Raw genomic sequence first — 19205 nt, 5'->3', positions numbered from 1 at the left:
TTTGGCATCTGGCGTGAAATGAAACGTGGCTTCTGCCACACGATGCGCTGCTACAAGGCGGGCTGATAGCGTGGACGTGTACTTTTCCGCACATCCTGCTTCTGCCTAGTTTTGCATAGGTACACAGCTAGAAGACCTAGCAAATAAGCTATCCCAACCTGAGATTGGGATAGCTTGGGGCGTAGACAAGACATACGCCCAGACACATATTTCTGCTTAGATGCTGCTACCTATCTATAGGGCTAATCTAGGGTCTTTAGCGCCTCGACTACAGGAGCAACTGCCTCTTCGCACTCCCGCTGAGTGGGGGCCTCAGCCATGACGCGGACAAGCTGCTCAGTACCTGAGGGGCGCACGAGCAAGCGACCGTTACCGTTAAGTTTTGCCTCTACTGCGGCAATTGCAGTCTTAACACTATCGTGATTAAGTGCATGTTCTTTGTCAGAGACAGGTACATTGACCAGTGCTTGTGGGAAAATCGTTACAGGAGCGGTGAGTTCGGAGAGAGACTTGTTCTTTTTGACCATAACCTCAAGGATACGCAGGGCAGTCATGATGCCGTCGCCCGTAACCTCATAGTCAGAGAAAATTACGTGACCAGATTGTTCGCCACCTAGTTTGTAGCCATTCTCGCGCATGCAGGCATGGACGTACTTGTCACCGACTGCAGTCTGGGCCGTCTTGAGACCGTTGGCCTCACAAGCCTTGAAGAAACCTAGGTTGCTCATTACGGTAGCAACAACCATGTGATCGGGGAGTTTACCCAGCTCATCTAAGTATTTACCGCAGAGAAACAGCGTTAGGTCGCCGTCTACAACCTCGCCTCGCTCGTCTACTGCGATGCAGCGGTCGGCATCACCGTCAAAAGCAAAACCACAATCCAGCAGGTTGCCACGGACATGATCTTGCAGCGTAGAGATATGCGTGGAGCCACAATTGACATTGATGTTAAAGCCGTTTGGCGTGTCATTGATGACGTGAACCTCAGCACCGAGGTTGGTAAAGACGCGCTCGGCAACAGTCCAGCTTGCGCCATTTGCGCAGTCTAGTCCAATTTTCATGCCATCAAGACGGAAGTTTGCGGTAGCGATCAAATGGTTGAGATAGCGTTCACGGCCTGCTTCATGGTCGATAGTGCGGCCGATAGCATCACCTGTAGCCAAAGGAACCTCGACCTTACCATCGATGTATTCCTCAACTTTTTCGAGGATCTCGGGCTCCATCTTGAAGCCATCACGATTGACAAGTTTGATGCCATTGTCCTGATAGGGGTTGTGGCTAGCGGTAATCATGATACCACAGTCAAAACCACCATCAATAACAACATAGCTCACAGAAGGAGTGGGGGTGACATGCAGCAGATAACCGTCTGCACCACTTGCTACTAGGCCCGATGCAATAGCATACTCAAACATATAACTGGAGCGTCGGGTGTCTTTGCCCACCACGATGCGCGCTTTACGACCCGTGCGTAGACCGTAATACCAGCCAATGTAGCGGCCAATCTTGAATGCATGCTCAACCGTGAGACCTTCGTTTGCCTTGCCGCGGAAACCATCAGTGCCGAAGTATTTCATTTGAGCTCCTTTTTATGTTCAGGTACTCCGCCAAAAGCGTTCGCGCCATATTTTAGCGTTTTGAATCTAATGCGCAGCAATGCCCGCGATATCTACGGATTAGAGCAAAACTGTAAATTAGAGCAAAACTGTATTTGCAGCGGTTTGCAGTAGAGTAGATTGGCGTATCGAAAAACAGAATAATAGAATTCGCAAGCAGAATGGAGTGACATGAACACCCAGGATATAGCTGCAGATATGAACATGCTTGCAACCTTTTTGGGCCGACGCGACCTGCGTGAGCTGAGTCAGGTGGCAGTAGCTGAGTTGACGGGAGATTTGCAGGTAGACGTATTTGTACTTTTTGGTGGTTCGATCCTTGCTGGCGGAAATCTGCTTGCTCAAGCAATACGAGCGAAAGTGGCAAAACGCTACATAATTGTGGGCGGGGCAGGCCATACAACACAGACATTCCGTGCGCGAGTACGTCGTTTATGCCCTGATTTGCAGTTTTCGGATGAGGCGAGTGAAGCGGAAATATTTGAAGCATATATTGAGAAGCAATATCAGCTTGAAGCTGATTTGCTAGAAACTAGGTCGACGAACTGTGGGAACAACGTAATATTCTTGCGAGATTTGCTTTCCGAGCATGAGATACCTTGTCGGACAATGATCATCTCTCAGGATTTGACAATGCAGTTGCGTATGGCGGCTGAGTGTGCCAAAGAAATGCCTGAGGTTGAAGTTATTAATTACGCCAGCTACCAGGTTGAGGTTGTTCCTACAGACGCAGGCGACGATGCTGCGGCAGGCGACGATGCTGCGGCAGGCGATGATGCCGTGGAGGCAATTGTAGGACTTGATTTTGTGAAGCAACCCTTGGGGATGTGGAGCATGCGCCGCTATCTATCGTTGTTGATGGGGGAGATTCCTCGTCTGCGCGATGATGAAAACGGATATGGTCCACAAGGTAAAGGTTTCCTTGCACATGTGGATATACCTGCGGAGGTTGAGGCTGCATTTGCGTGCCTTGCGAAGGAATTTCCTGAGAGTATTCGTAAGGCTTTCGCTGACTATGCACAGCCTCAAGAGTCATAACCTAAGAGTTCTATGTACCGTACAAATAGATAAAAAAGGCCTGTTAGCTTCTATAGTTACTCCTATCCCTTAATCTTGATTCAGCAGAAATGTACTGAAAAGTACATATAAATAGCAAGATAGGAAAGAGGGGTTCTCATGAGTGCAACGCAGGACAAGAACAGCCAGGAACTGCAGCAGGAAGCTATCGTTGTTCATGTGATTTCAGACTCGCTTGGAAAAACTGCAACTGCCGTAGTGGAGGCAGCGGCCGTTCAGTTTGTTCGCGGCAAGGTGCAAATTTCCTGCTTGTCACACGTGACTAACATCGCCCAATTCAAGACATACCTCAAGCAGAGTCTAGTGCCTGAGGCTCAGACAGTTTTCTTCCATACCATTCTCGACCCCGAACTCCGCCGTGAGTTGCAAGCAGAGCTTGCTGCTCACGCGCTTCCCTCGGTAGATCTGCTGGGACCAGCGATGACCATATTGTCTCAGTTGCTCGAGGAAGAACCACTCAATATCCCAGGGCTTTTTGTTGAGCGCGAAAGTTGTGTGACACAAAGTCTAGATGCTCGTACCCTTGCTTAGTGCAAAGAACTGATCATGGCATTATCTTCTCGCACTTATACGCTTGACTGCAACTGAGTTGCTGGTAGTGGTTACGGCAAGTCGCGTGGTTGTACCAGGCCAAATGAGTACTGAAGCCTCGAATGCACGACCAAAATTATCAATAGTGACACGAATGACGCGCATGGCGGGAGCACCTGCCTGCGCGTCAAGTAGTTTTGCTTCTCTGGAATCCAAGGCAACAGCTTCGTAGATCTCCTCAGCGCGTTCGGGCAGACCTCCTGATGCTTCTGCAATATGTGCATAAAGGGATGACACAAGGTCATCACGGCTGAGATTGGGGCAAATGTCGACAGGAATATAGGCGGTTTCTAAGCGAATAGGTCTGCCGTCACCCATTCTCAGACGTCGAATCTCCCAAACTTCTGTGTCACTGCGTACGTGTAAGTGTTTGGCGATGCTTGGTGCGACTACACGACGCTGTAAGCTTATGACGCGTGAGGTGGGTTTTTGGCCAGAGTTTTTCATCTCATTTGAGAAGCTAAAAATGGTATCGAGACCTTGGTTTGTGGGTTGCAGCGATATAAAGCTCCCTTGGCCCCGACGTCGGATGACACGACCCGAATCTACTAAGTCCTTAAAGCAACGCCGTACTGTTGCACGAGACAAATTGAGTTTTTCACAAAGGAGCATCTCGCTGGGCAAAGGCTCATCAACATCGAAACCATGGGCGGCAATTAGTTGCAAAATACGCTGCTTAAGCTGCATATAGAGTGGCTCGGGGGATTCTGGGTCAAGGGGCGTGGCACAAAGGGTTTCAAGGGCGTTCATTGGGGCTCCTCTGGTTTGGCTGTTGTCAGTGTAGCGTGAACGCAGAGCTATGTACCGTACAAATTATTTAAAAATTGCAGATTAGCTTTATTGCGCTTGGAGGCTGATAAAGTTCTAACCAAGCAAAACATACGCAAATAAGCATACATTTTGCAAACTCAGAAAACAGTTTCGCATGGGGCGAAGCCCAAGAAGGGAGAGCGTTATGAAGACCAGCAAGAAGGCAGCAGAGATGACCGAGCGCGAGCTTGCACGCTACATTGACCAGTCTGTGCTCAAACCTGAATTCACTGTAGACGAGATCAAGAAATACGCACAGGAAGACATCGACTTTGGCTGCGCCACCATCTGCATCAATCCTGCATCACTGCCTATCGTAGCTCCTATGGTTGAGGGCACAGATACGGGCCTTTGTGTTGTTTGCGACTTCCCCTTTGGTCTGGCTACTACTGAGGCAAAGGCTCTGCTTGCTGAGGAGTATTGCTCCAAGTGGAATATCGAAGACCTCGATATTGTTGCCAATTATGGTCGTCTTCGCTCTGGCGATTTGGACTTTGTCATTGCTGACCTCAAGCCGACAGTAGAGGCTTGCCACAAGTACGGCACCAAGGTAAAGGTCATCATCGAGACAGACTTCTTGACCCCCGAGCAGATCGCTGATGGTACGCGTTGCGCAATTGCCGCAGGTGCTGATTTCATCAAGAGCTCCACGGGTTTTGTGACGGGTGTTCCCAGTGTTGGTGCCACCAACGAGGTTGTCGCAGCCATGATGGAGGCTGGTGAGGGCAAGATTAAGGTCAAGGGTTCTGGTGCCATCCGTACCCAGGAGCACTTCTTTGAGCTCATCGACATGGGCATTGACCGCATGGGTGTTGGTTATCGTTCGACTCCTATTGTGCTGGGCATGACTCCTGAGGAGGCAAAGCACCAAGCATAGGACGGTGTTTGATCCAAAATATTTCTGTTCATCTACATGAATTTATGGAACACTAGATGCACGGGCTTTAGGTCCGTGCATCTTTTTGTCGTAGACGTCGTGGCTGGGGGAGCGATGAAAAAAATCCTTGTTGTGGTAGACATGCAAAATGACTTTGTTGATGGGGCTTTGGGAACACCTGAGGCTCAGGCGATTGTTCCTGCGGTAGTCAAGAAGATCGCTACGTATCCCGCTGATTGTGTGTGGGCAACAAGAGATACGCATTCTGTTGACTATCTTCAGACCCAGGAAGGCTCTCATTTGCCAGTGGAGCATTGCATCAAGGACAGCAAAGGCTGGCAAATTTGCCCGCAGGTGGCTGCGGCGTTGAGTTCTGAAGCACGTATTTTTGACAAGCCAAGCTTTGGTTCTATGGCTTTGGCTCAGGCGCTGGTAGAAGAAGATGCCCGTGAGCTTGTGCTTTCTGGTACGCACATTGAAGTCGAGTTTATTGGTTTGTGCACAGATATTTGTGTCGTCTCCAATGCTTTGCTTGCCAAGGCGGCATTGCCTGAGGTAACGGTATCGGTTGATCCAAGCTGCTGTGCTGGGGTAACGCCATCAGCGCATGAGGCTGCACTTGTCACTATGCGTAGTTGTCAGGTGCAAGGTGTGTAGCTCGCATTAGTATAGTAGCTAAGACCTGATTTTGCAGGACTGCCAATCGTTCTACCATCAGTTTGTCTACTGGGACATTGCTTCCTGATGGTAGACCTGTTTTGCTAGGCTTTTAACGTTTTGCTCGCTCGCGCATCCAAGCAAAAACAAACTGCTGCTGCACGCCGCCAAGACGCTCATGCCACACAAAACCATAGTCTCGTTCGGCTTTCTTTATCCAGGTATCGCGGGGCACTGCTTCTAGATAGCCTAGGCCATAGAGGCAGATGCAGCTTGCAACTTTGGGACCGATGCCTTGAAGAGTTTGAAGTTCGGCCATCTGTGCAGAAAGGGCTGCATAGGGGCGAGTAAGAGATAATGGCCGCCAGCCCCTTACAACCTGCGTTGCCAGAGACTGTAGGTAGGGTTTTCGATAACCAAGCTTGAGCCTCGAACAAAGTGTTTCATCGCCCAGAATTTCTAAAAGACGAGAAGCTGTTGGAACGCAGCCAACGGGATTGCCCTGCTTCATCAGCAAGTCCATAGTATGCTGAATGCGCGTGATAGAGGAGTTTTGACTGATGACAAAGCTCACAGCAACATCCCACCAGTTCTGATAAAGCACACGTATGCCTTGCTGTGTCTTGAGCACTTCTTGTTTGAGAAGTCCCGAGGCAATAAGTTCTGCTTGCATAAGTGCATAGTTATCATCGAGTGCGAGGTAGTGGCGCCAATAGTTCAATTCTTTCGCAGAAAGTTTGCCGCCGTCAGGCTGGCTTAGTGACAGCGTATCATCTGTCTGCTGCGCCAAACATCGCTGTTGGCCCGATGCAATGAGGTAGCTTGTGGCATCTGCTTTTTGAACCGCATGCCAAGTGAACACCTGTCCACTTTTTGCGATGGCAGAAAGTGAGAAGTCCTTGACCGTAAAGCTTGCCATACGCACCTCTTTCCGTGTCGTTTATCTGCAGGATAACGCGAGTTAGCAGATAGTGCAGACTAACTTGGACTCCGAGCTGTCATAAGGAGGCTATTTGCGATACGCTAGAAAAGTTAATGCTTAGCGCGGATATTTGCGCCGCATGCCAGGGAGGAAAACGTGAATCGTACTAAGATCGCACAGCTATTTGCTGATAAAGATGAGTTTGGTGGACGTGATATTACCGTTGCCGGTTGGGTTCGTTCCGTTCGCGATATGAAAAATTTTGGCTTTGTTGTGCTTAATGATGGCAGCTGCTTTAAGGACCTGCAGGTGGTTATGCAGCGTGATGGTCTTGTCAACTATGACGAAATTTCCGCTTGTGGCACCGGTACAGCACTCATTGTTCGCGGTAAGTTTGAGCTGACTCCCGACCGTCCTCAGCCTTTTGAGCTGCAGGCAAGTGAGATTATTGTTGAAGGTGCCTGTGCTGATGATTATCCTTTGCAAAAGCAGCGTCAGCCCAAGGAATTTCTGCGTACCCAGCAGCATCTGCGCAGTCGTACCAATTTATTTCGTGCGATTTTTCGCGTGCGCAGCGTGACGGCCTATGCAATTCACCGCTTTTTCCAGGAGCGTGGCTTTGTTTATGTGCATACGCCCATCATTACTGCAAGTGATGCCGAGGGTGCTGGCGAGATGTTCCGCGTGACAACACTTGACGTAGCTAACCCGCCGCGTCTAGAGGATGGCAGCGTTGATTGGAGTCAGGACTTCTTTGGCAAATCGGTAAATCTTACCGTGTCTGGTCAGATTCAGGGCGAGAACTTTGCCCTGTCTTTTGGTGACATCTACACTTTTGGTCCGACTTTCCGTGCAGAGAATTCCAACACTCGTCGTCATGCAGCAGAGTTTTGGATGGTTGAGCCCGAGATGGCTTTTGCGGATCTTACTGATGAGATGCAAAATTCTGAGGATATGCTCAAGTATGTTATTCGCTATGTACTTGACCATTGCCCTGATGAGATTGAGATGTTTAATAAGTTCATCGATAAGGGTCTACGCGAGCGCCTGGAGCATGTGGCAAGCTCTGACTTTGCACGCGTAAGCTATACCGAGGCAGTGGAGATTTTGACGAAGGCTGTCTCTGAGGGTACTAAGTTTGAATATCCTGTTGAGTGGGGTATTGACCTGCAGACCGAACACGAGCGCTATTTGACCGAGAAGTATTTTAAGCGACCGACGTTTGTGACTGATTACCCGCGCGAGATTAAAGCCTTTTATATGCGCCTGAATGACGATGGCAAGACGGTTGCTGCAGCGGATTGTTTGGTGCCAGGTATTGGCGAGATTATCGGTGGCTCTCAGCGTGAGGAGCGCCTTGATATTCTTGAATCTCGCATCAAGGAGCTGGGTATGAATCCCGATCAGTATAAGTATTACCTTGATCTGCGGCGTTACGGTGGTTGTCACCATGCGGGTTATGGTTTGGGCTTTGAGCGCCTGGTGATGTATCTCACAGGTGTCGATAATATTCGTGATGTGTTACCTCATCCTCGCACAGTGGGTAATGCTGAGTTTTAGTTGAGTTAGCAGTTAGACTGGTCACCGGATGGAAAGGAACTTTATATGAGTGAGCCTGTTAAACCAGAAATTAGCTATGACGATTTTGACAAGCTTGATATCCGTGTTGGCCTCATTACCTCGGTTGAGGATGTTGCTAAGTCCAAAAAGCTTGTAAAAATTACAGCAGATTTTGGTGATTTTACGCGCCAGATTCTTTCTGGTTTTAAAGATGAGAATCGTGATCCTCAAAGTGTTGTAGGCAAAAAGTGCCTCTTTGTCGTGAATATGGCTCCGCACAAAATGGCAGGCGAGATGTCAGAAGGGCTTTTGCTGGACTTGGGTTACGACGATGGTCTACGTCCACCCGCGTTGGCAATTCCTGACTTTGACGTTCCTGCAGGCACTCGTTTGAGCTAGTTTGTTAGTTGACGAGTTACCTTTTGAAATAAATATTACGCGTTCCGAGACACATATTGGCAAAATAGGCCGTCTATCTGCATGGTAGGCGGCCTTATTCAGGTTCGTATACTTTGTAGTGGCTACTGACTTGGTAGACCCTTCCAGTCATCCTTCTCGGTACCAAGCTGATGGATGTTAGCAGGCTGCATCAAGCCATCACAGGCCTTATCTGCCGCAAGAAGCCTTATCAAAGAGCTCCGTTTACCTTAGCAGTTCCAGTACCTACGCCACGTGCAATTACCTACTGGATTGCTCTTTTGTTTCGAATAGGCTCTTAGTTGTTTCGTTGGCGGGTTTTTACTTGACAATAGATTATATCGCATTATATACATTATATGACGTCATAATAGAAAATCTGTTTGATGTCAGCGTATTGGTATTGAGTTAGGAGGATGTTATGAAGGAAGAACATATCGCGCAAGTTGTCTCAGCTGTCGAAGCAGTTCGCGAAAAGCTGCAAAACGGAGGAGTGCAACATATTTTCTTTGTTGCTTGCGGAGGATCGCAAGCAAGCATGATGCCTGCTCAGTACATCTTTGATCGTACGCTTTCTATTCCCGCATCTATTTATACGTCGAATGAGTTTAATTACGGTACCCCGAAAGGCTTTGACTCTTCTTCTGTTGTTATCACCTGCTCACATTCTGGCACTACGCCCGAAACGGTAACAGCTGCCCAGAAAGCAAGTGATGCCGGTGCTATTTCTATTGCGTTCTCCAATGTAGTAGATTCCCCGCTCTGGAAAGCAAGTACCCATCCCATCCACTATGACCACGGAGAGGGAGCAGAGGATTGTGATAAGGGCGGATCGGTTATGCTGTGTCTCTGGTTTAGGCTGCTCGCGCTTCTTGATTCTGAACATGCTGCGCAATGGCAAGCAGGAGATAAGGCTATCGATGGTCTGGCAGCTGTTAAGGAAACCGCTTCAAATCTCTATCGCGACAAGTTGTTAGCATGGGCTAATGCCAACAAGCGTGCAAAGATTATTTATACCATGGGCTCTGGCGCTCCGTATGGTGAGATGTATTCGCTATCGGCCTGTTTCTTTATGGAAATGCAGTGGCTCCACTCCGGGTGTATTCATACCGGTGAGTACTTCCACGGGCCATTTGAGGTTACCGACTACGATGTGCCGTTCGTCATTGCGCTCTCTAATGGTGCCACACGCCATCTTGATGAGCGTGCGTATGCCTTTGTGCAGAAGTATTCAGATCATGTACTTGCAATTGATGAGAAGGACTTTGATTTCTCAATGCTGGGCACTTTCTCATCGGATGTCGAAGAACTCATCGCTACTGAGGTTTTAGGCGCTGTTGTACGTGTCATGGTTGATGCACTTGCGCATGATCGTGGCCATGCGCTTTCTGTCCGTCGCTATATGTGGCAAATGGAGTACTAATCATCCCATAGTTTTTCGCGATGTTTTTGAGATAGGAGAGACTCTATGCGACTCATTTCTCTCGGCGACAATACGGCAGATTGTTATTATGATGAGCACATCTTTTTCCCAGGTGGCCAGGCAATTAATGTTGCTGTAGATGCAAAAGCAGACGGCGCCGAGAAGAGCTCCTATCTTGGAATCTTTGGGGATGATGCCTATGCTTCATATCTTCGGCAGTTACTTGATACCTTAGATGTTGGGACCGACCGCTGCCGTGTCGTGTATGCAGATACTCCACGACCAGGTATTCGTATCGTCAATGGTGAACGCAGCTTCCTTCATAGCCCCATAACAGAGCGCGATTGTTATCCGCATCTGGTTAAGTTGTCATTTTCGCCACGTGACTTTGATTTGCTTTCTACATTCGATGTATGTCATACCACCAACGAAGCTGATGTTGATAGTGATCTTTTCTCGCTTCATCAGGCCGTTAAGCTTTCGTATGATTTTTCAACGGATAGAAGTGAAAGACGTTTGCAGCGGGTATGTCCCCATATCGATTTAGCTTTTTTCTCAGGAGAAGGACTTGATGAGTCCGAAGTCCGTATGTTGATTTCTGCTGCACACGGCTGCGGTTGCCCACTGGTGGTGATGACCATGGGAGTACGTGGAAGCATTTGCTCTGACGGTACCAACATGTATGAGCAAGGCATTACGTCAGTGAATGCAATTGATACATTGGGTGCAGGCGATTCCTATGCTGCTGCATTTCTTGTCAGATACTTTGATACCTATGACATACAGGCGGCAATGGTATTTGCGTCTGAATGCTCGGCAAAAACCTGCACCATCAGGGGGGCATTTGGTCATTCAGGCGGCATGATTTAAGCGGGCGCACAGTAAAGCAATGCATCATAAATCTGTAAGAGACAAAACACAAGGCGAAGTTAACGGGAGGACAGCATGAACTTTAAGTTTGGTATTCCAACTATTTCTCGTAAAGAATTTCTGAAAGGTGCTGGTGCAACAGGCCTTGCGTTTATGGCTGCTTCACTTGCAGCATGTGGTTCTTCATCAAAAAGTGATGCCGGATCGGGTAGTGCTCCTGGCGCTACGTCAGCAGGCACAGGCGTAAACATTGCGGTAGCGGGTGCAGCTATTGCACTTGATCCCATTGTTGCTGGTGACTCCATCTCTATGTGCATCATCTCAAATGTATGTGAGGGACTGTTTGTAAAAGATGAGAACGCTGAGATTCAAAACGGTCTCTGCAAAGAATATACCGTCTCTGATGATCAGCTGACCTTTACTTTGACCTTGCGCGATGGGCTCAAGTGGTCAAACGGTGATGACCTTGTTGCCGATGACTTTATTTATGCGTGGCAGCGTAATGCCGTAGCAGATAATGGTGCCGCTGACTTTCAGTATCAGATCGAGATGGCAGCTATTAAGAATTATGCTGCAGTACTTGCGGGCAAAGCAGATGTAAGCGAACTTGGTATTTCTGCACCTGACAAGAAGACCATCGTGATTGAAGTTGAGCATCCTGTACCATTCCTGTTTGACATTTTGGCTTTCACGCCTTGGGCTCCTGTTCAGAAGGCATTTCGTGAGGAGAAGGGAGCAGACTTTGCACTTACAAAGGACGACATGCTCTACTGTGGTCCCTTTACCCTTACTGAATATGAATCTTCGTGTAATCAATTTACTATCACGAAGAACCCAGATTACTGGGACGCGGAAAATGTTGCGATTCCAAGCGTTACCTTTAAGGTTATTACCGATACCCAGCAGGCAGTTATGTCGTATGAGCAGGGAGATGTTGACTACGTCGAACTGACAGGTGATCTTGTTTTCCAGTATGAAAACGATTCAGCGTTTACGGATACGCCCGGTATCTTTAACTACTATTTGATGATTAACACCAAAAAGAAAGGCTTGGATAATCAGAACTTCCGTATGGCACTTGCCTACGCGCTTAACCGTGATGACATCTGCGATAGCATCCTGAAAGATGGATCGACGCCTGTTAACCAAATGTGTATGGTAGGTCTTTTTGCCAATGAAGCAGGCAAAGACTTTGCCACGGCAAGTCCACAGCTCTATGTCTACGATGAAGAAAAGGCTAAAGAGGCCTGGAAGCAAGCAAAGCAAGAAACTGATCTGCGCGAGATTACTATTATCTATGACGAGGAAAAGGAATTCGCAAAGACCACCTGTGCCTACATTCAGGATACCGTACAGAAGCTTCTTGAAGGTCTGACTATTAACCTGCAGTCAACACCTAAGAAGAATCGCCTTGACCTTGAGGGCAAGAGAGATTACGAAGTTATCTTCCATGCATGGGGTCCTGACTACTCTGATCCTACTGCTATTCTTGCTATGTATCGTAGCGATCATCCCTCAAACTATAGTAACTGGGCAGATGACGAGTTTGATTCAACCTATGACACTGCAAATACCACGGATGCTGGTAACGCAGACGCCCGTTGGGATGAACTGATGCGTTGCAATGAGATTTGTACTGAGAAAGCAGTGTGTATTCCTATTTACCAGACAGGTCTGGCAGCCCTTACCAATGCATCTACGCATGGCATAACAGCACATATTACAGGTATTCCTTGCTACTACAAATTTGTAACCAAGAGCTGAAGTAGCGAAGTTTCTTAGTTTGATTGGATTTTAGGAGGGGTCAGCTATGGCTCAGGCAGTGATGAAGAAACAAAGGGGGCAATCGAGTGCAATGGGGCACTATGTAGCTGAAAGACTTGCCATAGCGGTTGTTACCTTATTTCTCATTCTGTTTATCCTCTTTATGCTCCTCTCACTTATGCCGGGCTCACCGTTTAACAATGAGGAGAAACTTTCACCCGATCAAATTGCAGCATTGAGAGCACACTACGGGCTTGATAAGCCCGTGCTAGAACGCTTCTTCCTGTATGTATGGAATATGTTGCATGGCGATTTTGGTGTGTCCTACAACATCCAAACCAATATGCCTATTGCGCGGATGGTAGGTCCCCGTATTGTTACTACGCTGGGTATCGGCTTTGCCGCAGGTGTAGTTGGAGCTATAGCTGGCTTCCTTCTAGGTGTTCTTGCTGCACTTAAGCAGCGCTCTGGTTGGGATACCGCCGCAACTATTATTGCGGTCTTAGGTGTGAGTCTACCATCTTTTGTATTTGCCTTGGGACTGTCTTACTTTGTTGGCTTCAAACTTGGATGGTTCCCCATTCTTTTTAGCGCTTCTGATCCAATTAGGTCGGCTGTGCTACCGGTTATAGCACTTTCCATGTTTCCTTTGGCAAGTGTCGAGCGCTATACAAGATCTGAAATAGTTTCAATTCTTGATTCTGATTTCATGCTTCTTGCAAAATCAAAAGGGCTTCCTGGGGGATTGCTTATTACGCACCATGTTATTCGAAATACGCTCATCAGCGTGTTAACCGTATTTGTGCCCATGTTGGTTAGCTTGATGTCAGGCAGTCTGGTTATGGAAAAGCTCTTCTCCATACCGGGCTTAGGAAGTCTATATATTACGGCCATACAGTCAAACGATTATAACGTTGTGCTGGCTATTAGCTTTATCTACAGCGTGATATTTATTCTGTCTATGCTCTTGGTTGACATTTTGTATGTGGTAGTTGATCCAAGAATTCGTATTGCGGGAGGGAGCGACTAGTAATGAATACCTCTACAAAAGAGTTAACCAATGAAGAAACACTTTTTAGCCTTGCTTCCTCAGATCATAGTGAAGCTGATGAGCGAGAATACGTTAACTATTCATATGTCCGTGAGACACTGCATCGATTTCTTGCCAATAGGGGCGCAGCCATAAGTGTTGTGATTATTGCTGTTATTGTTGTTATGGCTATTGTGTGTCCTATGGTTAGCCCTTATACATTTTCAGATGTTAATTCGCGACAAACCAATCTTCCGCCGCGGATTCCAGGCATTGAAGCGTTCGGTATCTTTGACGGGACAGTGGGAGATGTTGATGCCTATACTAAAGCGGGCTGTCCTGATGAGTACCATTTCTTTGGTACTGACAACCTTGGTCGCGATATTTGGGTGCGCGTATGGACAGGTACACGTATTTCCTTAACCATTGCATTTGTCGCCGTTATTATCGATGTACTTATTGGTGTTATATATGGTCTCATATCAGGATATTTTGGCGGAAAAATAGACATCTTAATGCAGCGATTTACCGAGGTTCTGAGCTCTATTCCACAGTTGGTCATTGTAACGCTCATGATTGTTGTGATGAAACCAGGACTCAGTAATATTGTCATTGCCCTGTTCATTACGGGTTGGATCGATATGAGCCGCATTGTTCGTGCGCAGGTTCTTAAATTTAAGAATCAGGAGTTTGCTTTGGCAGCACGTACGTTAGGGGCAAGCTCGTGGTCCATTATTTTTAAAGAAATCCTTCCCAATGCGTTGTCTCAAATTGTCGTGACTTTTATGTTCTCCATTCCTAACGCCATATTCCTTGAGGCATTTCTCGCCTTTGTAGGCCTTGGCGTCCCTGCCCCCATCGCATCGCTAGGAACCATGATTAACGATGGTTATAAGTCTGCCATGGTGTATCCCCATATGGTGGTTGCGCCAGTTCTAGTATTAGCGGTTCTTATGTTGGGATTCAATCTATTTGGCGATGGCCTCCGTGATGCCATTGACCCAGAAAGGGCATAGGTACTCGTCATGGATGCTCACAACAGCTCAACACGCGAACGCATACTCAAGATGCGTGACGTGCGGATTTCCTTTAATACGGCAAACGGTGTGGTACATGCGGTCCGTGGCGTAAATCTTGATGTGTATCGTGGCGAGACCGTAGCTATCGTCGGAGAATCGGGAAGTGGTAAATCGGTTACTGTCAAACAAGTTATGGGTATTCGGTCCCATAACGAGGTTATTGAGGGTGGAAGCGCTGAGTTTATCTATACGGACGAGAAGGGCGAAAGGCGTATTGTTGATTTGATATCTCTTTCAGACGGTGAAATGACGAAGCTCAAGGGTAACCATATTGCCATGGTGTTCCAGGATCCGCTTACTTCGCTTGATCCTACCATGACCATTGAGCGACAGCTTGCAGAAGGCATTACCTACCACCAGCACCTAGTTGGTAAAGCACTGCACGAGCGTTGCGTTGAACTCTTAGATCTTGTAGGAATCACCGATGTTGAGGCTCGTCTTAAAAGCTATCCTCATCAACTTTCGGGTGGTATGCGACAGCGCGTGGTTATTGCTATTGCTCTTTCATGCAATCCTGAGCTTTTGATTTGTGATGAGCCTACTACAGCACTTGATGTAACCATACAGGCTCGTATTCTTGAACTTATACTTGAAATTCAACGCAAGACTCACGTTGCAGTTATTTTTATTACGCATAACCTGGGTGTTGTTGCTAAAGTGGCAGACTACGTCAATGTTATGTATGCGGGCAAAATTGTGGAGGCAGGCACCTCGGAAGATATCTTTTTTGACCCACGCCATCCCTATACTTGGGGTCTGCTTTCAAGCATGCCGTCTGTCTTGTCCAAAACAGAAGCTCGTCTGTATACCATTAAGGGTAATCCACCCAATATGCTCAACGAAATTGTGGGGGATGCATTTGCGCCGCGCAATCCCTTTGCACTTGAAATTGATTTTGAAAAAGAACCACCGTGCTTTGATGTAAACAATCATCACTGGGCGGCAACTTGGTTGCTTGATGGGCGGGCTCCAAAGATCGAGATGCCAGAGCAGTTGAGGGTGCGCATTGCGCAGCTGAAGGGAAGCGAGGATATCGGCTATGAATGATAGTAAAGCAGCAGTTACAGCTGATATGCCTCATACAGTCAAGATGACCGAAAAGCAACCCATCCTGAGTGTACGCAATTTAAAGCAGTACTTTAAAATTCCTGGTGGCAATGTGGTAAAGGCTGTCGATGATATTTCATTTGACATTATGCCGGGTGAGACATTTGGCTTAGTAGGAGAATCAGGGTCAGGTAAATCAACAACAGGTAGAGCAGTAATTCGGCTTGATGAGATTACTGCGGGTTCAATTACCTTTGACGGAGATGATATCTCAGGAAAGCTTAACTGTGATGTGACAGGTCGTCTTCGGTCAAATATGTCGATGGTATTCCAAGACCCTATGGCATCACTTAATCCATACCGCAAAATCATTGATACCATAGCTACCGGACTTGATGCTCATTTCCCTCATATGAATAAGAAAGAACGTGAACAGCGCGTCTATGCAATAATGGATAGAGTTGGTCTTTCTAGCTCGCAGGCAAATCGCTATCCGAGCCAGTTTTCTGGCGGTCAGCGCCAGCGCGTTGGTTTGGCACGAGCACTTATTATGAATCCTAAATTGCTTATTGCAGATGAGGCAATTTCGGCGCTTGATGTTTCAATTCAGGCACAGGTAGTTAATCTCATGAAAGATATACAAGATGAGACAGGTGCGGCGTACCTGTTTATTGCTCACGACCTTTCTATGGTGCGTTATATCTCAAAGCGGATAGCTGTTATGCATCTTGGTCATATTGTTGAAGCAGGGCTTACGGATGAAGTGTTCTCTCATCCTGTTCATCCGTATACGCGCGCACTTATATCTGCCATTCCTCGTTGCAATCCGTCTACGGAACGGGTGAGGAAGCCACTCGTATATGATGCTGAGGCAAGTGGTATATCCTATACAGAAGGAACGCTTCATTGCGTTACAGAAACGCACACTATTCTTGCAACGCAGCGTCAGTACGAGGAATGGACAAAGTGACGGTAAGGAACGTCATCTATGAATGAGAGCTTACTAGAAGCAGAGCATACTGATCCAGTGACCCCATTGGGAGAAATTGTTGATACCAGTTCAGGCGGTCTTCTCTACCTTGCACTTGAAAGCGATATCAGGCAGAAAGTCCTCTCGGGTGAATATGCAGTAGGAGATCATATTCCAACTGAGTCAGAGCTTTGCAATCAGTATGGAGTAAGCCGTATAACGGTTCGTCGTGCTGTGCAGAATCTGGTTGAGGATGGTGTGCTTAAGAAAATCCGTGGACGTGGAACATTTGTTATGGTTCCTAAGCACGTGATTAAGGTTACCTCTATCGAGGGCGCTGGATGGAAAAGTAATCACCATGACGTGTATGAACGAGCTCTTGTTCCTGCAAGTGCTTCTATTGCAGCAAGCCTTCAGGTAGCCGAAGGGGAGGGTGTTCAATTTATCCGGCGCCTTATTAGGGAAGAAGATTTTCCGATAGCTATTGACGAGCTCTATGTTTCTCCCACTATATGTCCGGGCTTGCTTGATTTAATGCATGATGATGTTTCTTTTTATTCCTTGGTAGATAAGCACTATCATTTGGCATTTGGTATCGAAGACCTTACGATTGACACATCAATTGCGCGATCCGATGAGGCTCAGCTGCTGAAGTGCGCGGTGGGGGCGCCGCTGTTTATATTACGTAAGGTCATGTGGTGCGCTGATGGTAAGCCTATGCACTTCTCTAAGTCAATCGTGCGTGGTGACCGCGTTTCGTATCATTTCCGCGTTAATCGCGATGGGTCTATTGTAAATGATGGTAGAGAATTCACGCTTTCAGTAAAGTAGTACTACTGCCTATCCTTCAGATGCAAACCCAGGTTCTGCTGCTATGAGTTCTGATTTTGCTGGGGCAACTTCTAATTGGTTATGTTCTTGATATCGGTTTTGGTGAGGTTGTAATTTCCTAGACGGTCGCGCTCAAGCGATTATACAAAAGCAATTTCATTTTCGGAGATGTGAAAGGGATCGTCCGTTGCCGGTAGCGCTTCGATGATAGTGGCTCAGCAGATCTTGGTATCAATATGGCATAGCCTGTTAGAAAAAAGCGGCGTCTCTTAAGGATCGAAGACGTTGTAGAGCATGTCTATCTATGGAAGTTTAGTTGCCCTTAGGCTTTCTTTTGAGTAAGAGGACACATGCACTTAAAACTGCAGCAACAACAGCGTTAAGAGCTACGGCTACTGAGAGGCTGTCCTCTCCTGTCTGCGGTAGTGCAGCTTACCTTGAGGTGTTTGGCTGGAGTAGTGAGTGTCTTTGGTACATTGGGCCTGGTAGGAGTTTGAGGCGTATTCGGCTTTTCAGGTATAATCCCTTTGTACATATAGGCAACCTCGGTGGTACCTTTGGCTACCTTGCTCGTCTCGTTATCTTGGGTCTTATTGGGAACGAGCACGTAGGTCTTGCCCTCAAATTCGATAGTCGTAGGCTTGTGATCATCGGAAGTATCATACGGGGTACCTGTTGGAGAAGCAGGAGTATCTTCTCGTCCTTTGAGATGGTATGGCTCTTCTCGTCAACGTAATGGACAATTACGTTGCGTTTACAGGTTCATAGAGATACTTGATGGTCTGGAGTTTTTCTTTGACAACACCTGTCTCTTTTGTTGAATCGCCCATCAGCCTAGGGATGCCATCTGCTTTATTGACTAGCACGTAGATAACGCTGTTTTTTATCCTTGATTGCCTTTGGGGTGGTAGCTTCGTATTTAGTCAGACCAACAGGTATATTGATGATGACGTCCTCGGTTCCGTCTATGGTGTTATCACCCTCATCAGCAACGAAATTGCCGTCAGAGTTCCAAATGACCTTTAGTGCCGCCAAGAATGTCTCCCGTTTTCTTAATATGGAACTCTTCCTTGACATTGCCTTTCGTGATCTTGTCGATTACGGCAGTAACATCACCTAAAGAGATACCTTTGCCAAGTGTGCGCTCAGCTGTTTCAAAATAATTGAAAGGCTGGTTTTTAGGATTGATAGCCCTAGTGCATTAGTGGTAGAGACATAAAGTGTGTCCTTTGAGTCAATCGCACCACTGTTGAACAGGGAGGATGAATCATTGCTGCTAGGTGTATCACCTTTAGGGGGTGTTAATTGAGGTAAGCATACCAGTAAGCTGCGTGTTATTGTTGGCATCCTTTACTTTATTCGCGGGTGTATAATATCCCGAATTCCGAAGCAAATTTTAGCAAATAGGGCCGTCTACCTGTGCAGATGATCCTATTTAAGTTATTGCACTTTGTAGTGACTATAGGCTCTGTAGACCCTTCCAAGCATGTTTTTTAGCACCGAGCTGACGAATGTCTTTAAGCTGCATGTACCTGGTAGGAACCTCAAGACCAAAGGCAGAGAAGAGCTCATCGGTAAGGTCTGTGCGGTGATCGAAGACCCACCAGTTAGATTCAAGCTTTGTAGCTGCAACTTGGGAGAGATCTCCGAGTATCTGAGCTGCA

Annotated in this window: 20 protein-coding genes and 1 pseudogene; 14 read left to right on the top strand and 7 right to left on the bottom strand. The window is 47.2% G+C overall.

Going from position 1 to position 19205, the window contains the following annotated elements:
- Positions 1–242 precede the first annotated feature (242 nt).
- Positions 243–1577: a phosphoglucosamine mutase gene (gene glmM, locus HMPREF9069_RS07090; protein WP_021626540.1), complete on the bottom strand. Its 1335-nt coding sequence runs from the start codon at positions 1575–1577 to the stop codon at positions 243–245.
- A gap of 210 nt (positions 1578–1787) precedes the next feature.
- Here glmM and HMPREF9069_RS07085 point away from each other — a divergent pair, with 210 nt between their 5' ends.
- Both HMPREF9069_RS07085 and HMPREF9069_RS07080 read left to right on the top strand, forming a co-directional pair.
- A complete protein-coding gene (locus HMPREF9069_RS07085; RefSeq protein ID WP_021626539.1) occupies positions 1788–2654 on the top strand; it encodes a YdcF family protein in 867 nt (288 codons plus the stop codon).
- 138 nt (positions 2655–2792) lie between these two features.
- Positions 2793–3224: a kinase/pyrophosphorylase gene (locus HMPREF9069_RS07080; RefSeq protein ID WP_021626538.1), complete on the top strand. Its 432-nt coding sequence runs from the start codon at positions 2793–2795 to the stop codon at positions 3222–3224.
- A 21-nt stretch (positions 3225–3245) separates the two neighbouring features.
- On the opposite strand, the gene HMPREF9069_RS07075 is transcribed toward HMPREF9069_RS07080, so the two are convergent.
- The gene (locus HMPREF9069_RS07075; protein WP_021626537.1) at positions 3246–4034 is read right to left on the bottom strand and encodes a GntR family transcriptional regulator; all 789 of its coding nucleotides are present in this window, start codon (positions 4032–4034) and stop codon (positions 3246–3248) included.
- Positions 4035–4239: 205 nt separating this feature from the next.
- Between HMPREF9069_RS07075 and deoC the strand changes: the two genes are divergently transcribed.
- Positions 4240–4971, top strand: a complete 732-nt coding sequence (gene deoC / locus HMPREF9069_RS07070; protein WP_021626536.1) for a deoxyribose-phosphate aldolase — start codon at positions 4240–4242, stop codon at positions 4969–4971.
- A gap of 114 nt (positions 4972–5085) precedes the next feature.
- Positions 5086–5628 carry a cysteine hydrolase family protein gene (locus HMPREF9069_RS07065; RefSeq protein WP_035438776.1) on the top strand — a complete coding sequence of 181 codons (543 nt, stop codon included), beginning with the start codon at positions 5086–5088 and terminating at the stop codon, positions 5626–5628.
- A gap of 112 nt (positions 5629–5740) precedes the next feature.
- On the opposite strand, the gene HMPREF9069_RS07060 is transcribed toward HMPREF9069_RS07065, so the two are convergent.
- On the bottom strand, positions 5741–6547 hold the full coding sequence (locus HMPREF9069_RS07060) for a DNA glycosylase (protein WP_021626534.1): 807 nt from the start codon (positions 6545–6547) through the stop codon (positions 5741–5743).
- Between the two features lie 159 nt (positions 6548–6706).
- Between HMPREF9069_RS07060 and asnS the strand changes: the two genes are divergently transcribed.
- From asnS to HMPREF9069_RS07010, 10 genes are all read left to right on the top strand, one after another.
- The gene (gene asnS, locus HMPREF9069_RS07055) at positions 6707–8110 is read left to right on the top strand and encodes an asparagine--tRNA ligase (RefSeq protein ID WP_021626533.1); all 1404 of its coding nucleotides are present in this window, start codon (positions 6707–6709) and stop codon (positions 8108–8110) included.
- 45 nt (positions 8111–8155) lie between these two features.
- Positions 8156–8509 (top strand): methionine--tRNA ligase subunit beta, encoded by a 354-nt coding sequence (locus tag HMPREF9069_RS07050; protein WP_021626532.1) that lies wholly within the window; start codon positions 8156–8158, stop codon positions 8507–8509.
- Positions 8510–8948: 439 nt separating this feature from the next.
- The gene (locus tag HMPREF9069_RS07045) at positions 8949–9950 is read left to right on the top strand and encodes an SIS domain-containing protein (protein WP_021626531.1); all 1002 of its coding nucleotides are present in this window, start codon (positions 8949–8951) and stop codon (positions 9948–9950) included.
- A 45-nt stretch (positions 9951–9995) separates the two neighbouring features.
- The gene (locus HMPREF9069_RS07040; RefSeq protein WP_021626530.1) at positions 9996–10820 is read left to right on the top strand and encodes a PfkB family carbohydrate kinase; all 825 of its coding nucleotides are present in this window, start codon (positions 9996–9998) and stop codon (positions 10818–10820) included.
- Between the two features lie 75 nt (positions 10821–10895).
- A complete protein-coding gene (locus tag HMPREF9069_RS07035) occupies positions 10896–12584 on the top strand; it encodes an ABC transporter substrate-binding protein (protein ID WP_021626529.1) in 1689 nt (562 codons plus the stop codon).
- Positions 12585–12630: 46 nt separating this feature from the next.
- Entirely contained in the window at positions 12631–13614 is a 984-nt protein-coding gene (locus HMPREF9069_RS07030; RefSeq protein ID WP_021626528.1) for an ABC transporter permease, read from the top strand.
- A 2-nt stretch (positions 13615–13616) separates the two neighbouring features.
- Entirely contained in the window at positions 13617–14630 is a 1014-nt protein-coding gene (locus HMPREF9069_RS07025; RefSeq protein WP_021626527.1) for an ABC transporter permease, read from the top strand.
- Between the two features lie 9 nt (positions 14631–14639).
- Positions 14640–15740, top strand: a complete 1101-nt coding sequence (locus HMPREF9069_RS07020; protein WP_021626526.1) for an ABC transporter ATP-binding protein — start codon at positions 14640–14642, stop codon at positions 15738–15740.
- Positions 15733–16710 (top strand): ABC transporter ATP-binding protein, encoded by a 978-nt coding sequence (locus HMPREF9069_RS07015; protein WP_021626525.1) that lies wholly within the window; start codon positions 15733–15735, stop codon positions 16708–16710. The genes HMPREF9069_RS07020 and HMPREF9069_RS07015 overlap by 8 nt, the downstream gene beginning before the upstream one ends.
- A gap of 18 nt (positions 16711–16728) precedes the next feature.
- Positions 16729–17541 (top strand): GntR family transcriptional regulator, encoded by an 813-nt coding sequence (locus HMPREF9069_RS07010; RefSeq protein ID WP_021626524.1) that lies wholly within the window; start codon positions 16729–16731, stop codon positions 17539–17541.
- 312 nt (positions 17542–17853) lie between these two features.
- Here HMPREF9069_RS07010 and HMPREF9069_RS09785 read toward each other — a convergent pair.
- From HMPREF9069_RS09785 to HMPREF9069_RS09425, 4 genes and pseudogenes are all read right to left on the bottom strand, one after another.
- A pseudogene (locus HMPREF9069_RS09785) lies at positions 17854–17955 on the bottom strand (hypothetical protein); the annotation flags it as partial.
- A 329-nt stretch (positions 17956–18284) separates the two neighbouring features.
- The gene (locus tag HMPREF9069_RS09725; RefSeq protein WP_021626522.1) at positions 18285–18407 is read right to left on the bottom strand and encodes a hypothetical protein; all 123 of its coding nucleotides are present in this window, start codon (positions 18405–18407) and stop codon (positions 18285–18287) included.
- The gene (locus tag HMPREF9069_RS07005; protein WP_156894182.1) at positions 18394–18576 is read right to left on the bottom strand and encodes a hypothetical protein; all 183 of its coding nucleotides are present in this window, start codon (positions 18574–18576) and stop codon (positions 18394–18396) included. Before HMPREF9069_RS07005 ends, HMPREF9069_RS09725 begins: the two co-directional genes overlap by 14 nt.
- Before the next feature lie 424 nt (positions 18577–19000).
- Positions 19001–19205, bottom strand: a 205-nt coding sequence (locus tag HMPREF9069_RS09425) for a hypothetical protein (RefSeq protein WP_021626520.1), incomplete at its 5' end; no start/stop codon positions are given.

Origin of the sequence: Atopobium sp. oral taxon 810 str. F0209 (assembly GCF_000466405.1) — a bacterium.
In the GTDB taxonomy this organism is placed as follows: Bacteria; Actinomycetota; Coriobacteriia; order Coriobacteriales; family Atopobiaceae; genus Olegusella.
The sequence above is the reverse complement of the archived record's forward strand: the minus strand, read 5'-3'. Positions and strand labels throughout refer to the sequence as shown.

What these genes read in the sequence shown, in the direction of transcription:
- glmM (WP_021626540.1), bottom strand. Translation starts at nt 1,577, where the DNA reads ATGAAATACTTCGGCACTGATGGTTTCCGCGGCAAGGCAAACGAAGGT.
- HMPREF9069_RS07085 (WP_021626539.1), top strand. Translation starts at nt 1,788, where the DNA reads ATGAACACCCAGGATATAGCTGCAGATATGAACATGCTTGCAACCTTT.
- HMPREF9069_RS07080 (WP_021626538.1), top strand. Translation starts at nt 2,793, where the DNA reads ATGAGTGCAACGCAGGACAAGAACAGCCAGGAACTGCAGCAGGAAGCT.
- HMPREF9069_RS07075 (WP_021626537.1), bottom strand. Translation starts at nt 4,034, where the DNA reads ATGAACGCCCTTGAAACCCTTTGTGCCACGCCCCTTGACCCAGAATCC.
- deoC (WP_021626536.1), top strand. Translation starts at nt 4,240, where the DNA reads ATGAAGACCAGCAAGAAGGCAGCAGAGATGACCGAGCGCGAGCTTGCA.
- HMPREF9069_RS07065 (WP_035438776.1), top strand. Translation starts at nt 5,086, where the DNA reads ATGAAAAAAATCCTTGTTGTGGTAGACATGCAAAATGACTTTGTTGAT.
- HMPREF9069_RS07060 (WP_021626534.1), bottom strand. Translation starts at nt 6,547, where the DNA reads ATGGCAAGCTTTACGGTCAAGGACTTCTCACTTTCTGCCATCGCAAAA.
- HMPREF9069_RS07050 (WP_021626532.1), top strand. Translation starts at nt 8,156, where the DNA reads ATGAGTGAGCCTGTTAAACCAGAAATTAGCTATGACGATTTTGACAAG.
- HMPREF9069_RS07045 (WP_021626531.1), top strand. Translation starts at nt 8,949, where the DNA reads ATGAAGGAAGAACATATCGCGCAAGTTGTCTCAGCTGTCGAAGCAGTT.
- HMPREF9069_RS07040 (WP_021626530.1), top strand. Translation starts at nt 9,996, where the DNA reads ATGCGACTCATTTCTCTCGGCGACAATACGGCAGATTGTTATTATGAT.
- HMPREF9069_RS07035 (WP_021626529.1), top strand. Translation starts at nt 10,896, where the DNA reads ATGAACTTTAAGTTTGGTATTCCAACTATTTCTCGTAAAGAATTTCTG.
- HMPREF9069_RS07030 (WP_021626528.1), top strand. Translation starts at nt 12,631, where the DNA reads ATGGCTCAGGCAGTGATGAAGAAACAAAGGGGGCAATCGAGTGCAATG.
- HMPREF9069_RS07025 (WP_021626527.1), top strand. Translation starts at nt 13,617, where the DNA reads ATGAATACCTCTACAAAAGAGTTAACCAATGAAGAAACACTTTTTAGC.
- HMPREF9069_RS07020 (WP_021626526.1), top strand. Translation starts at nt 14,640, where the DNA reads ATGGATGCTCACAACAGCTCAACACGCGAACGCATACTCAAGATGCGT.
- HMPREF9069_RS07015 (WP_021626525.1), top strand. Translation starts at nt 15,733, where the DNA reads ATGAATGATAGTAAAGCAGCAGTTACAGCTGATATGCCTCATACAGTC.
- HMPREF9069_RS07010 (WP_021626524.1), top strand. Translation starts at nt 16,729, where the DNA reads ATGAATGAGAGCTTACTAGAAGCAGAGCATACTGATCCAGTGACCCCA.